Here is a 13,999-nt window from a genome sequence, read left to right as displayed (position 1 = left end):
CATAGTGTAGAATCCCCGGTTTAGACTATTTAAAACCGTTTCAGGAGACACGAACATGGCCAGCAGAGGCGTAAACAAGGTGATTCTCGTTGGGAATCTGGGTCAGGACCCGGAAGTACGCTATATGCCAAATGGTGGCGCAGTTGCCAACATTACACTGGCCACGTCAGAGTCCTGGCGTGATAAGCAAACCGGCGAAACCAAAGAAAAAACCGAGTGGCACCGCGTAGTGCTGTTCGGCAAACTGGCAGAAGTGGCCGGCGAATACCTGCGTAAAGGCTCTCAGGTTTACATCGAAGGCGCACTGCAAACCCGTAAATGGACCGACCAGGCTGGCGTAGAAAAATACACCACCGAAGTCGTGGTTAACGTTGGCGGCACCATGCAGATGCTCGGCGGCCGTCAGGGCGGCGGTGCACCGGCAGGCAGCAACGGCGGCCAGCAGCAGGGCAGTTGGGGTCAGCCTCAGCAGCCACAGGGCGGCAACCAGTTCAGCGGCGGCGCGCAGGCTCGTCCGCAGCAGCAGAGCGCGCCAGCGCCATCTAACGAACCACCAATGGACTTCGACGACGACATCCCGTTCTGATAATGTCCGTTCGTAGCTAAAGCGAAAAAGCTCCCTTTGGGAGCTTTTTTATTGCGCGTAGTGCCTGGTCAGGGTGGCTTTACTCCAGTCATAAAACGCCCGTACCGCCGGGGAAACATGGCGGCTTTGCGGGTAAACCAGAAACAGCGGCATATCGACGGCGTACTCTTCCAGGCAGGAAATTAACACCCCGGAGGATAAATAATCACTCACCAGGTAGCTGGCCACACGAATTAACCCCATACCCTGAAGGCCGGCCTGGATATAGGCGTCGGTATCATCCACAACCAGCGTCTCTTTCATTCTTACGGATACGTCACGGCCTTGCCGATCAAAATGCCATTCGCTTGTTTTGCCGGTGGCGTGGGAGAGGTAGCCCACGGCGTGATGATGTTGCAAATCCTCTAAGGTCTTAGGCGTTCCGAATTGAGATATGTATTGCCCGGAAGCCAGTACCGACCACCTGAAGCGCGCGATCTGGCGGGCAACCAGCGTGGTGGAATCCTCTACCGCACCCGCCCGAATAACGCAGTCAAATCCCTCCTGCACTAAATCAGTAACCCGATCGCTTGAGCAAAGCACCAGTTCCAGTTCAGGGTAGCGTGCCATAAAGCTCTGTATTTCCGGCAAAATACAATGTCGGGCCAGCGACTGCGGCATACCAATCTTAAAGCGCCCTCGCGGCTGCCCGGTTTTTCCGGGGAAGGAGGATTCCAGGGCGGCTATATCACCGAGGATTTTTTTACATTCGGCGTAATAGTTCTGGCCGTCGGTCGTGATGCTTAATTTCCTCGTCGTACGTTGAAGCAGCTGCACCGCCAGATAGTTTTCAAGATCTTTAATCATGCGGGAGACGGTTGATCTCGGTAGTCCGAGTAGCTCGGCAGCTCTGGCGAAACTTTGCGTTTCAACCACGTGGCGGTAGACCCGCATGGCTTCCAGCTTATCCATTGAATCCTCCGTCAATTCGGCAAAATTATCCCATTTTTGCGAACAGTCTAACCTGGTCAGGGCGGCTTATCGCTCCTTAATCACGCCGGTAGACTGTCCAATAATGTAGCAATTCTGCTGCAAGTAAAGGGGAACGAGAGTGATATGAATATCATTACTGAGAAGGCAGGTGAAAAGATATTGGTGCTGGGCGTGGGACAACTGGGCGCGGCAATTCTGGATGCGCTGCAGCCAGCCGTCTTGGGTTTGGGAAGGGCTATAACCGCCAGCGTGTCGCCGGGATCTCTCAATGAGCATGGACGGCCGGTTTCGCCGCGTCATAAAAAGTATGCCGAAGCCGGGATCGATTTTATCGCTCTGGATATCGCGACCAGCGAGAGCGACGCTTTGGTGCCGCTGTTCCAGCAATTCGACACCGTCATCAACTGCATGGGGTTTGTCGCAGGCGAAGGTACGCAGCTTAAAATTACCCGCGCGGTGATTCAGGCAGGCGTCAGCCGCTATTTCCCGTGGCAGTTTGGCGTCGATTACGATGTGGTAGGCAAAGGCAGCGGGCAGCCGGTATGGGACGAACAGCACGATGTCAGAACGCTGCTGCGAAGCCAGAGCGTGACCGAATGGGTGATAGTCTCCACCGGGATGTTCACCAGCTTCCTGTTTGAGCCAGCGTTTGATGTGGTCAATCTGGATAAGCAAACCGTCAACGCGCTGGGTGGCTGGGAAACTCAGGTTACCGTCACCTCGCCGGAAGATATTGGCCGACTTACGGCCGCCATTTATCTTGAACAGCCTCGCGTGGCTAACCAGGTGGTGTTTATCGCCAGCGAAACGCTCACCTATGGCAGACTGGCAGAGATTGTCGAGCGCACCAGCGGCAAATCATTTAGCAAAGCTGTCCTGAGCCTGCCGTACTTACAGGCCGGGCTTAGTCGCCATCCTGATGACGTCATGCTGCGCTATCGTACCGCTTTTGCGCGCGGCGAAGGTGTCTGGTGGCCGATGGAAAAAACCTATAACTTCAGTAAAAAAATCCCGGTTCAGGATGTGGCGCACTGGCTGCAGTTGCATCTGAAGGAATAAATTAAGTACAGGTCAGGCAATGAAAGACAAAATTGATGGCGTTCTGCGCCCCGAGCACATTATCCCGTTCCCTGAATCCATTAGTGATGAGGCACAGGCGGCTCTGCGTCGGCAGCTCAGGCTGGTGAACTAAAGGCAATAAAAAAGCCGGTGGCGAAGGTTCGCGACCGGCTTTTCTTCATACGTAAAAAATTACGCGTTCAGCAGCGGCTCTGCGGTTTTCTCAACCAACGCCAGCAGGACTTTGACGTCCTCCAGGGTAACGGTTGGGTTCAGCAGGGTCAGCTTCAGGCAGGTGACGCCGTTATGCTCGGTCACGCCGACGTTCGCGTGGCCGGACTCCAGCAGCGCATCGCCAATTTTCTGGTTCAGCAGCGCGATTTCCGCATCGCTACGGCCAGCCAGGCTTGCCGGACGGAAGCGGAACAGCACGCTTGCCAGCTGCGGCTGCATTACCAGCTCCAGCGAAGCGTGGTCAGCCACGTAAGCCGCCACGTTCTGCGCCATGGTTACGCCGTGATCGATGATTTCGGCGTACTGTTTTTGGCCCAGCGCTTCCAGGCCCATCCACAGCTTCAGTGCATCAAAGCGGCGGGTGGTTTGCAGCGACTTGGAGACCAGGTTTGGCACGCCTTGCTCTTCGTCGAACTCGGAGTTCAGGTAGGCCGCCTGGTAGCGCATCAGCTCGTAGTGGCGAGCGTCTTTCAGCAGGAACGCGCCGCAGCTGATGGTCTGGAAGAACTGCTTGTGGAAGTCCAGGGTAACGGAATCCACCAGCTCCAGGCCGTTCAGGTAATCGCGATACTTCTCGGACAGCAGCAGCGCGCCGCCCCAGGCTGCATCAACGTGTACCCAAATCTGGTGCGCAGCGGCCAGCTTCGCGATGTCGCTCAGCGGGTCGATAGCGCCAGCGTCGGTCGTACCGGCAGTGGCGACGATAGCCATGATCTGCTCGCCGTTCGCCTTCGCCTGGGCGATTTTAGCCGCCAGGTCGTTAACGTCCATGCGGGCGAACTCATCGGTTTTCACCAGCGTGACTGACTGGTAGCCCATGCCCATCAGCGCCATGTTTTTCTGCACGGAGAAGTGGGCATTTTCAGAGCACAGCACCCGGATTTTGCGGATATCGCCGGTCAGACCGTCCTGCTGGACGGAGTGGCCCTGACGCGCAAAGTAAGCGTCACGCGCCAGCATCAGGCCCATCAGGTTACTCTGGGTACCGCCGCTGGTGAACACGCCCGCGTCGCCAGCCGGGTAGCCAACCTGCGCGCGCAGCCATTCGATCAGCTTCATCTCGATGATGGTTGCCGACGGGCTTTGATCCCAGGAGTCCATGCTCTGGTTGGTGGCGTTGATCAGCACTTCCGCGGCCTGGCTAACCACCAGGCTTGGGCAGTGAAGGTGCGCCACGCACTGCGGGTGATGCACCAGCAGGCTGTCTTTTAAGAAATACTCAATCGCGCGTTCAATCGCAGCCTGGTTGCCCAGGCCCTGTGGATTGAAGTCGAGCTGAATACGTTCTTTCAGCTCCGCGACGGTTTTGCCCTTGTACATCTGGGGCTGCTGCAGCCATTCCACTACGGCCTGGCTGGTCTGGGCGATCGCCTGCTGGTATTCCTCAATGCTCTGCGCAGAGGAGGCCAGAATCGGGTTAGATCGGGACATATTTTTTACTCCAGTCAGACAGCTTTTGCGCCAGCGGCTAACAAGGCTTTTTCAAATTTGCTCAGGAAAATTTCCAGCTCGTCGTCGCTGATAAGCAGGGACGGCAGCAGGCGCAGCACGCAGCCGTTACGGCCACCGCGCTCCAGAATCAGGCCCGCTTCGAAGCATTTTTTCTGGATCAGGGCAGACAGCGCGCCGTCGGCCGGGTAGCAACCCATATGATCCTGTGCCTCTTCTGGCTTCACGATCTCAATGCCGAGCATCAGGCCCAGGCCGCGAACGTGGCCGATAGCCGGGTAGCGTTTCTGCAGCGCGATCAGTTTGCCTTTCAGCCATTCGCCCTGAGCGGCAACTTTGTCAGCGACGTTGTTGTCTTTCAGGTACTTGAGGGTGGTCAGGCCGGTAGCCATCGCCAGCTGGTTGCCGCGGAAGGTGCCGGTGTGGTGACCTGGTTCCCAGGCATCGATCTCTTTTCTCAGGCCCAGCACGGCCAGCGGCAGGCCGCCGCCAACGGCTTTGGACATCACGATGATGTCTGGCTCAATGCCAGCGTGTTCGTAGGCGAACAGCTTGCCGGTACGGGCAAAGCCAGCCTGAACTTCATCAATGATCAGCACGATGCCGTGCTCTTTGGTTACTTTACGGATGCGCTGCAGCCACTCGGCAGGCGCCGGGTTCACGCCGCCTTCGCCCTGTACGGCTTCGAGGATCACGGCCGCAGGTTTGCGCACGCCGCTTTCAACGTCGTTGATCAGGTTGTCGAAGTAGTAGGTCAGCGCCTTCACGCCAGCGTCACCGCCAATGCCCAGCGGGCAGCGGTACTCGTGCGGGTAAGGCATGAACTGCACTTCCGGCATCAGGCCGTTGATGGCCGCTTTCGGAGACAGGTTGCCGGTCACGGACAGCGCGCCGTGGGTCATCCCGTGGTAGCCGCCGGAGAAGCTAATAACGGCGCTGCGGCCGGTGTGTTTCTTCGCCAGCTTGATAGCGGCTTCTACCGCGTCCGCGCCGGATGGGCCGCAGAACTGCAGGCAATATTCTTTACCCTGGCTCGGCAGTAAAGAGAGCAGGTATTCTGAGAACTCGTCTTTTAACGGGGTAGTCAGATCCAAAGTATGTAACGGCAAGCCGCTGGTAATGACGTTTTGGATGCTTTGCAGGATGTCAGGGTGGTTGTGGCCAAGCGCCAACGTGCCCGCACCGGCCAGACAGTCAAGGTAACGGTGACCTTCAACGTCGATGATCCAGGCGCCCTGGGCTTTGGCTATAGCGAACGGTAATTTGCGCGGGTAACTTCTGACATTCGATTCGAATTCAGCCTGTCGTGCCAAATAGGTTTCGTTGGTAGCGTTTGCAGATTGTGCATCTAAAGTATCAATACGGACTTTATCCGTCATCATATCTCTCCTACAACCGTCGGCATGAGCGCAGCGGCTGAATTAAGTAAACATACTCGTCATGCTTCAAGTTGAAACTCGAATTATCCAGAGTATAAATGTCGTTTAGGGTGCATAAAACGCCGCCAATATATGGCTTTTTACCCCCCCGCTCAACGATTAATTTTTTCCGATTTTTTTAATTTAAAATCAATGTATTGGAGATGCTTTTGACCGGTGTCCAGACATCCGATCTCTTAACTATTGGCAATGGCAGGAAAAAAAGTCCCGTTAAAGGCCTAATTTGGCGTATTGAAACGGTCTGGACAGACCAGATTTCGAGGGTTAGAAATAATTAACAACAAAAAATTACTCCGGGACATTCATTGGCAACAGGGGTTTCACTTTTTGTGCATAAGCAGGCCGTTGCCGGGGGCTTTAACGGCAAAAAGCCACCACCTGTTCTTCAATAATGGTCGCCAGAAAATCCAGAACCGGGTTAGGTGCCGGTGAAGATCGTTGCAGGCAAATACCCAGGGGCGGCAGCGAAGGGAGCGAGCGGAGAGTTGTCAGGTCAGCAGGTTTCCCTACCAGCGTGCGTGGCGTCACGCCTAACCCGGCTCGTGCTGCCGCCCAAAGGCCGTTCAGGCTGCTGCTGGTAAAGGCTATTCTCCAGGGGAGTCCCGCAGCATCTAAGGCTTCAATAGCACGACTTCGCAGAATACAGGGCGTATCAAAAGTCACTAAAGGTAGCGGTTCACCCTGGACGATACAGTCTTCCATCCGTGCTGCGGAACCTATCCAGTGCAGCGGAATTTTACCTATTTCATTCTCTACGGGAGCCGACGGCGTTTGCCAAAACAAGGCCATATCCAGCTGCGAATGACCTACCGCAGACTCCAGCTCTGCATTTCGTGCGATGCGTGCCTCAACCATCACCGCGGGATGAGCCCGGCTAAATGAGCCGAGGATCTCAGTCAATATGCCTTCACCAAAGTCCTCCTGAAAACCGACGCGCACATGCCCACTCAATGGCGTGCCGACGATCGCCGCCATCGCCGCGTCATTCAGCTCCAGCAGACGTTTGGCGTAGCTCAGGACAATTTCGCCTGCTGGCGTCAGCGCCAGGCCCCGACCCGCTTTTTTGACCACGGGCGTGCCGACCTGCTCTTCAAGTTTCTTGAGCTGAGCGCTGACGGCTGACGTCGATCGCCCCAGCCGTTCGGCCGCACGGGCAAAGCTGCCCAGCGTAATGCCGGTAACAAAAGTGCGCAGTACATCGAGATCTAAGTGGGTCATTGAGGATAGTCCTGAAAAACGGGATGGTTGGTCAAAAAGTATCTGATTTTTGGAATGATATTCGATGAGTATGCTGAGGCTGTCAACATCACTCAGGAGGCTCTATGAGCGAAACATCAGATGAAATTCAACGGGTTTTGAGTCGGGCGCCAAAACTCGCCAGCATGAGTAACGAACTGTTATTTAAAGATATCTGGGAAAGGCCTTTGCTCAATAAACGCGAGCGTAGCCTGATTACCGTGGCGGCGCTGCTGGCGCTGTACCGGCTGGAGCAGCTCCCCATTCATTTCGAACTGGCGGGCAAACATGGCGTAACCCACGAGGAATTAAGCGAACTGATTACCCATCTTGCCTTCTACGCAGGTTGGCCTGCCGCCCATAGCGCTTTAAAAGTGCTGGACGCAGTAATAGTCGCGGATAGTCAGGAGGAAAAATAAATGCCGGTTCTCCACCTCACTTTACTTAAAGGCAAAAACGAGGCGTACCTGGACGCGGTTTCGTCCAGCGTACAGCAGGCGCTGGTCGAGGCTTTTGAGGTCCCGGCAGCCGACCTGTTTCAGGTTTTTCACGAGTCAGAAAAGTCGGCGCTGCGGTTTGATCGCCATTATATGGCGGGGCCGCGTAGCGATAATTGGCTGCTGATTGAGATAACGGCGGGTAAGCCGCGGAGTATTGAGACGAAAAAGCGTTTCTACCAAACCCTCACTGAAAAGCTGGCGGCGGCTCCCGGCATTCATCCCAACGACGTGATGGTGGTGATTCGCCACAATTCTTCTGAAGACTGGTCGTTTGGTGGAGGTGTTGCCAGCCTGCACCGGGAATAGTTCCTACCCCTTAAAATCGCTGGGCGCGGGGGAGTCATCGCTGTATATTTTTATACACAACGATCATAAGGACTCCCACCGTGAACCTATTTACCCGCCGCCTGACGTTAGGCGCCCTGTTAGTACTTTCCCCGCTCGCCGCGTTGGCGAACCGCACCATCACTGACCAGCTTGGCCGCCAGGTCACTCTCCCCGATGAAGTTGACCGCGTGGTGGTGCTCCAGCATCAGACGCTCAATCTGCTGGTACAAATGAACGCGACCGACAAAGTGGTCGGCATTCTTGCCAACTGGAAGCAGCAGCTTGGCAGCGGCTATGCTCGCCTGGCGCCGGAGCTTGAGCACAAAGCCCAACTGGGGGATTTAACCAGCGTGGACACCGAGAAGCTGGTGGCGCTGCATCCTCAGGCGGTGTTTGTGACCAACTACGCGCCAAAAGAGATGATCGACGGCATCAGCAAGCTTGGCATTCCGGTTATCGCCATTTCGCTGCGTCACGATGCGGCAGGCGAGCAGGACAAGCTAAACCCTTCTATGGGCGATGAAGAGCAGGCCTACAATCTTGGCCTGAAAGAGGGCATCGAGCTGATTGGCGAAGTGGTTAATAAAGAGAAGCAGGCGAAGGCGCTGATCGATGCCACCTTTGCCGGGCGCAAGCTGGTTAGCGACCGCCTGAAAGATATCCCGGAGAGCCAGCGCGTGCGCGCCTACATGGCTAACCCCGATCTGACGACCTACGGCTCCGGGAAATATACCGGCCTGATGATGGCTCACGCGGGCGCGCTAAACGTGGCGGCATCAACCGTAAAAGGCTTCAAGCAGGTGTCGATGGAGCAGGTGATCGCCTGGGATCCGCAGGCGATCTTCGTGCAGGATCGTTATCCGAAAGTGGTGGATGAGATCGTCCACAAGCCCGAGTGGCAACCGATCGATGCGGTGAAAAACCATCAGGTCTGGCTGATGCCAGAATACGCCAAGGCCTGGGGCTACCCGATGCCGGAAGCGATGGCCATCGGTGAACTGTGGATGGCGAAAAAGCTTTATCCGGCCAGATTCAAAGATATCGATATGAAGAAAGTGGCCGACAGCTGGTATCAGCGCTTTTACCGTACGCATTATGAAGGGGTGGAGTAATGCCTTTGCAGGTGCTGGCGGCTGGAAGCCTGCGGCGGGTCTGGCCGCCGCTAATGGCGGAGTTCGAACGGCAAACCGGTATCTTAACGGAAACGCAATTTGCCCCTGCGGGGATGCTGAGATCGCGTATTGAAGCCGGTGAAAACTGCGCTCTGTTTGCTTCGGCGAACATGGCGCACCCTCAGACGCTGTTGGCGCAGGGTAAAGCGCTGGCGGTTCAGCGGTTTGCCGGAAATACGCTCTGCCTGACGGCGGCGGCGCACTGTGTTGATGCGCAAAGCAGCTGGCTAACGCTGTTAAGCAATCCCGCGTTGCGCATCGGCACGTCTACGCCGGGGAGCGACCCTTCCGGGGATTATACCTGGCAGCTTTTTGCCAGATTAGAAGCTGAATTTGGCATCGCATTGCGCTCGAGGGCTCTGCGGCTGGTTGGCGGGCCGGGCACGCAGGCAGTGCCTGACGGTATGCTCGCCGCGCAGTGGGTTATTTCTGGCGGGCAGGCCGAGCTGATGATTGGCTATCGCAGCTACGCTGCAGCGCTGAAGTCTCACCGGGAGCTGCGGGTATTTGAGATCCCGTCTGACTACAATATTCAGGCCGATTACGGGCTGGCGTTGTGCGATGCACGAGCGGAGCCGTTGCAGGCTTATCTGACCTCGAGCACCGCGCGGAAGCTGCTGATGCAATACGGTTTTGGCGCCTGAAGCCTGAAAACAAAAAACCGCCGATAAAGGGCGGTTATTTTTATGCTTCTGCCCGTTAAGGCATCATGGTCGGCCATTCGGGTGGCATTCTGGCAATAATGTCGACCAGCCCCGTTTTAAACGAATCCCAGATGACAGGGAAGTCCCCGAGCGTCAGGCCAAGCAGCCCCATGGCGAACCAGCACGACGCGGCAACACCTAACCCACTGCAAATAAAGGCCAATGCGCGGGAGTCTGACCGGCGGAACTGAATATTTAAACTGCTTGCCAAAAACATCAAAACCGCGCTGAGCAGCGGCCAGCGCATCAAAATAACGCCGGTGGTGATTGTTGCCATGAACCTTATTCCTCAAAAGCTGCAATTTAGTTTTTTGTTGCACTTATAATGTGAAGTCTATCACTTTTGCGCGTTAAATCGCCAGCTTTGTGGTGGTTTTTTGCCCGCTTTGCTGGGGCGGCGAGCGGTGTTTTTTAGGCGAAATGGCTGGCAGGAGGTGTGAACATTTTGTTTATCTGACGTTTACCACAATTTCGTTTAAATAATCATTCCCTGCTGCTTTAACCCCAGAAAAACTCATATTAGTGCGGTGGGTGAAATCTTAAGCTAAACGGCATCCCGGTTAATCTTATCTCATTGTTGCGCAAATTAATTTCCATGGAGTTAACGGCTGAAGGCTATTGCTAAAGCCTGCTTTATGATGCAACGTAATCGGCGGTCATCAGGTTGTTCCTTTAAGGCATAAACAGGCGCATAAAAGCAGGGTCATGTGAGCATCATGGTGAGACGAGTTTATCTTAAGGTATTGCGTACCTCAGGTTTTGTCCTGATGGTTTGCCTGCCGATAATGCTGGCGATCTATTTTGCCCACGTGCGCGCAACCAGCGACACCCAGCAGCATCTGCACTCTTTCGGCAAACTGGTGATGGAAAAAACGGAAATTGTCATCAGCCATGTTAATGAGGCCCGCAGCGAAGCAGAACGTTTTTCAGGGGAAATATGCAGCCCTAAGCATATGGCAAATATGCTGGATATCGTGCGTGGTAAACTATTCGTCGCGGATTTAATTTACATCCGGGGCGATAAGATGCTGTGCTCTACCAGCTACAAGCCTTTAAAATCGCTGCCTGCTCCGCTGCCTTCTTATACCCGCAAACCGGACGTCGCAATCTATTATTATCTGGATACGCCGTTTTATGCCGGGCATAAAATGACCTATATGCAACGCGGGAATTATATGGCGGTGATTAACCCGCTGAGCTGGTCAGAAGTGTTATCCGAAGATGACTCACTGATTTACGGCGTATACGACACGGTGACCCGCAGCTTTTTCTCTTTGAGCCCCGGCGCTGACAGCGATCTGCTGCATCGTTTTATTCTGCGCAAAGAGAAAGCGTTTACTCAGGATGACCGCTTTTACACCATCGACCAGTCGGCTAAAAGGCCGATTGCGGTGATTGTCTCAACCTCCGAAACGCTGTTTAATCGCCAGTGGTATCACCAGCTTACTCTTACGCTTCCGCTCGGCGTTATTTGCAGCCTGCTGATTTTAATGATGTGGTCCCGTACCCGTCAGCAGTTAAATTCACCGCGCCGCATGCTATTAAGGGCGCTGGCCAGAAAGCAGCTAAAACTTCACTATCAGCCCATTATTGATATTCAAAACGGCTATTGCGTGGGGGCAGAAGCGCTGCTGCGATGGGTAAATTTTAACGGGCAAACCATCAGCCCTGGGACGTTTATTCCGCTGGCAGAATCTGAAGGTCTGATTCACAAAATATCTGACTATGTTGTTGATGCCGTATTTAAAGATTTTGGCGAATTTCTTGCCGACCATCCGGGACTTTATATTTCGATTAATCTTTCGGCATCCGACTTCCACTCCTCGCGCTTAATAACCGTACTTTCCGAACGAATTAAAACCTATAACATTCGGCCAGGGCAGATAAAAATCGAGGTCACCGAACGAGGGTTTATAGATGTTGAAAAAACCAGACCGGTTATTCAGGAATTCCGCAACGCAGGCTTTAAGGTTGCAATCGATGACTTCGGCACGGGTTATTCGAATCTGCATAACCTGCAGTACCTTAACGTCGATATTCTAAAAATCGACAAAAGCTTTATTGATTCCCTCGCCAGCGAACGAGCCAGCCATTTGCTGGTGGAGCACATAATTGAAATTGCCCACAGCCTGAACCTGACGACGATTGCCGAAGGGGTCGAAACCGAAGCACAGGTGGCCTGGCTGGTCGATCACGGCGTGGAGTACTGTCAGGGCTGGTATTTCGCGAAAGCGCTGCCGCCGCAGGAATTTATCGCCTGGCTGTATACGCCAGGCGGTATCAACCTTGCTTCGGCACCGGGTATTCAAGCCTGATGGCGGTAATCCGTTGGCGTGCGGTCAAACTCACGGCGGAAGACGCGGGAGAAGGTCTGCTGTGAGACGTAGCCGTAGTCCATCGCAATATCAAAAATAGGGCGCTGGGTGGTGCGCAGCGCCGTGGCGGCCATCAACAGACGGCGCTGGCGGATATAGTCGCCCAGCGTTTGGTGCATCACGGTACGGAACATGCGCTGTAAGTACCATTTTGAATAACCAGATTTTTTTGCCACCACGTCGATGTTCAGCGGCTGGTCAATATGTTCATCAATCCATTCAGTCAACGTATAAATGATGTCCTGGTGAGCCATGAGTCGTCCTCATTTCCGGGTTAGCTTGTTTCGTTGAGCCGGAGTATAATTCCTCAAGTTAACTTGAGGTAAAGAGCATTATGGAAAAGAAATTGCCCCGAATAAAAACGCTGTTAACGCCCGGTGAAGTGGCGAAGCGCAGCGGCGTGGCCGTCTCCGCGCTCCACTTTTATGAAAGCAAAGGCCTGATTAAAAGCACACGAAACTCAGGTAATCAGCGACGTTATCAGCGTGATGTGCTGCGTACGGTGGCGATAATCAAAATCGCCCAGCGCATCGGCATTCCGCTCAGTACCGTTGGCGACGCCTTTGGCGTGCTGCCCGACGGGCACTCAATCAACAAAAACGACTGGAAGAAGCTTTCGTCGCAATGGCGCGAGGAATTAAATCACCGCATTGATACGCTGACCGCGCTGCGTGACGAGCTGAACGGCTGCATTGGCTGTGGCTGTTTATCCGGGGCGGATTGCCCGCTGCGTAACCCCGGAGACAAGCTGGGCGAGCAGGGGACTGGCGCACGGTTGCTGGAGGATTAGCATTAGCTTCCAGACAAAAACTAAAGCGCCACAAGGGCGCTTTAGTTGTTTTCCGGTCTTTGTCTTTCGCTCTATCCCGTTCTGACAGGAGGGTTTCCCCCGACGTCGGCACCCCTCGATAACGCTTACACATACATACGTACATACTTCACTGACTTTGGAGGTTCCGGTCTGCACCGACAATTTAAGTGTAGGTCCGCCCCTTCACTTTGCAAGGTCAATTGGTCTTTTTTTGTTCATTTTTTTGACATGTGATTCGCGGCCGACTTTCCTATAGTTATTCCATTTGGCTAAACATAGGGTTACCCCATGCTAACGGTTCATCACCTCAATAACTCTCGCTCCCAGCGCGTACTTTGGATGCTGGAAGAGCTGGCGCAGCCCTACCAGATCGTGCGTTACCAGCGGGAGCCCACCATGCTCGCTCCGGAAGCGTTGAAAAAGATTCATCCGCTGGGTAAATCGCCGGTGGTGGAAGATAACGGCCATATCCTCGCCGAGTCAGGCGCGATTCTTGAATACCTGCAGGAGGCCTACGATAGCGAAAGCCGCCTGAAGCCGCAGGAGATTGACGACAAGATCCAGTACCGCTTTTGGCTGCATTACGCGGAAGGATCGTTGATGCCGCTGCTATTAATGAAGCTGGTGTTTGGCAGCCTCGGCAAAGCGCCGGTTCCCTGGCCGTTACGCCCGGTGGGCAAAGCGTTGGGGCAGGGCGTGCAGAAAGCCTGGCTCAACAAGCAAATCGCCACCCATGCCCGCTTCATTGAAGATTACCTGAAGCAGAACCGCTGGTTTGCCGGGCCGCAGTTTAGTGCGGCAGATATTCAGATGAGCTTCCCCGTGGCCGCGCTCCTGGCACGAGGTGAGGTGAACGATATGCCGCACACTCAGGCATGGATGAAAAATGTGCAAACACGTCCTGCCTGGCAGCGAGCGCTGAATCAGGGTGGCCCTTTTGAGATCCCCGGCACGTGATCGCCGCGGGGATAAAAGGAGAGAAAGCCAGCCCGATAATTTACGATTTTGTTGCGAAATTGCGCATTAACGATAACGTTTGCGCACCATGAGGCGATTAATTCATCAGCTGAGCACATTTTCCGCGAAAAGGGCAAAAGTTAAGTTGAAAATCCCGTCAGGAAGGCTGGATAATCGT

General features: G+C 54.5%; 15 protein-coding genes. 9 read left to right on the top strand and 6 right to left on the bottom strand.

Features of this window, described 5'->3' with window-relative positions; translation table 11 throughout:
• Positions 1-55 precede the first annotated feature (55 nt).
• A complete protein-coding gene (gene ssb1, locus HX778_RS02725) occupies positions 56-586 on the top strand; it encodes a single-stranded DNA-binding protein SSB1 (protein ID WP_176981233.1) in 531 nt (176 codons plus the stop codon).
• 48 nt (positions 587-634) lie between these two features.
• Here the strand turns inward: ssb1 and HX778_RS02720 are convergent, their stop codons facing one another.
• Entirely contained in the window at positions 635-1,537 is a 903-nt protein-coding gene (locus HX778_RS02720) for a LysR family transcriptional regulator (protein WP_176981232.1), read from the bottom strand.
• A 144-nt stretch (positions 1,538-1,681) separates the two neighbouring features.
• On the opposite strand from HX778_RS02720, the gene HX778_RS02715 reads away from it, so the two are divergent.
• The gene (locus HX778_RS02715; RefSeq protein WP_038476651.1) at positions 1,682-2,617 is read left to right on the top strand and encodes an aromatic alcohol reductase; all 936 of its coding nucleotides are present in this window, start codon (positions 1,682-1,684) and stop codon (positions 2,615-2,617) included.
• A 192-nt stretch (positions 2,618-2,809) separates the two neighbouring features.
• On the opposite strand, the gene HX778_RS02710 is transcribed toward HX778_RS02715, so the two are convergent.
• The 3 genes from HX778_RS02710 to HX778_RS02700 all read right to left on the bottom strand — a co-directional run bounded on the left by HX778_RS02710 (position 2,810) and on the right by HX778_RS02700 (position 6,957).
• Positions 2,810-4,282, bottom strand: coding sequence for an aspartate aminotransferase family protein (locus HX778_RS02710; RefSeq protein ID WP_176981231.1), 1,473 nt, complete (start codon positions 4,280-4,282; stop codon positions 2,810-2,812).
• Between the two features lie 14 nt (positions 4,283-4,296).
• Positions 4,297-5,682 (bottom strand): diaminobutyrate--2-oxoglutarate transaminase, encoded by a 1,386-nt coding sequence (locus HX778_RS02705; protein ID WP_176981230.1) that lies wholly within the window; start codon positions 5,680-5,682, stop codon positions 4,297-4,299.
• A gap of 414 nt (positions 5,683-6,096) precedes the next feature.
• Positions 6,097-6,957: a LysR substrate-binding domain-containing protein gene (locus HX778_RS02700; protein WP_176981229.1), complete on the bottom strand. Its 861-nt coding sequence runs from the start codon at positions 6,955-6,957 to the stop codon at positions 6,097-6,099.
• A gap of 104 nt (positions 6,958-7,061) precedes the next feature.
• Between HX778_RS02700 and HX778_RS02695 the strand changes: the two genes are divergently transcribed.
• The 4 genes from HX778_RS02695 (at position 7,062) to modA (ending at position 9,618) form a co-directional block, all read left to right on the top strand.
• A complete protein-coding gene (locus HX778_RS02695) occupies positions 7,062-7,394 on the top strand; it encodes a carboxymuconolactone decarboxylase family protein (RefSeq protein WP_052048994.1) in 333 nt (110 codons plus the stop codon).
• Positions 7,395-7,781, top strand: a complete 387-nt coding sequence (locus HX778_RS02690; RefSeq protein WP_038476639.1) for a tautomerase family protein — start codon at positions 7,395-7,397, stop codon at positions 7,779-7,781.
• An 80-nt stretch (positions 7,782-7,861) separates the two neighbouring features.
• A complete protein-coding gene (locus HX778_RS02685; RefSeq protein ID WP_176981228.1) occupies positions 7,862-8,914 on the top strand; it encodes an ABC transporter substrate-binding protein in 1,053 nt (350 codons plus the stop codon).
• A complete protein-coding gene (gene modA, locus HX778_RS02680) occupies positions 8,914-9,618 on the top strand; it encodes a molybdate ABC transporter substrate-binding protein (protein ID WP_176981227.1) in 705 nt (234 codons plus the stop codon). Before HX778_RS02685 ends, modA begins: the two co-directional genes overlap by 1 nt.
• A 55-nt stretch (positions 9,619-9,673) precedes the next feature.
• Here the strand turns inward: modA and HX778_RS02675 are convergent, their stop codons facing one another.
• Positions 9,674-9,955 (bottom strand): YjcB family protein, encoded by a 282-nt coding sequence (locus HX778_RS02675; RefSeq protein WP_176981226.1) that lies wholly within the window; start codon positions 9,953-9,955, stop codon positions 9,674-9,676.
• Between the two features lie 439 nt (positions 9,956-10,394).
• Here HX778_RS02675 and HX778_RS02670 point away from each other — a divergent pair, with 439 nt between their 5' ends.
• Positions 10,395-11,993: an EAL domain-containing protein gene (locus tag HX778_RS02670; RefSeq protein WP_038476625.1), complete on the top strand. Its 1,599-nt coding sequence runs from the start codon at positions 10,395-10,397 to the stop codon at positions 11,991-11,993.
• Here HX778_RS02670 and soxS read toward each other — a convergent pair.
• Entirely contained in the window at positions 11,984-12,307 is a 324-nt protein-coding gene (soxS, locus tag HX778_RS02665; RefSeq protein ID WP_038476622.1) for a superoxide response transcriptional regulator SoxS, read from the bottom strand. The genes HX778_RS02670 and soxS overlap by 10 nt on opposite strands.
• 80 nt (positions 12,308-12,387) lie before the next feature.
• Between soxS and soxR the strand changes: the two genes are divergently transcribed.
• Together soxR and HX778_RS02655 are read left to right on the top strand one after the other, a co-directional pair.
• A complete protein-coding gene (gene soxR / locus HX778_RS02660) occupies positions 12,388-12,843 on the top strand; it encodes a redox-sensitive transcriptional activator SoxR (protein WP_038476619.1) in 456 nt (151 codons plus the stop codon).
• A gap of 309 nt (positions 12,844-13,152) precedes the next feature.
• Positions 13,153-13,821: a glutathione S-transferase family protein gene (locus tag HX778_RS02655; RefSeq protein ID WP_176981225.1), complete on the top strand. Its 669-nt coding sequence runs from the start codon at positions 13,153-13,155 to the stop codon at positions 13,819-13,821.
• The last annotated feature ends 178 nt before the right edge of the window (positions 13,822-13,999 follow it).

This window comes from Cedecea sp. P7760, from assembly GCF_013386425.1.
GTDB classification, from domain to species: Bacteria; Pseudomonadota; Gammaproteobacteria; order Enterobacterales; family Enterobacteriaceae; genus Cedecea; species Cedecea selenatireducens.
Note: the sequence above shows the minus strand (reverse complement) of the source record. Positions and strands in the feature narration are given on the sequence as shown.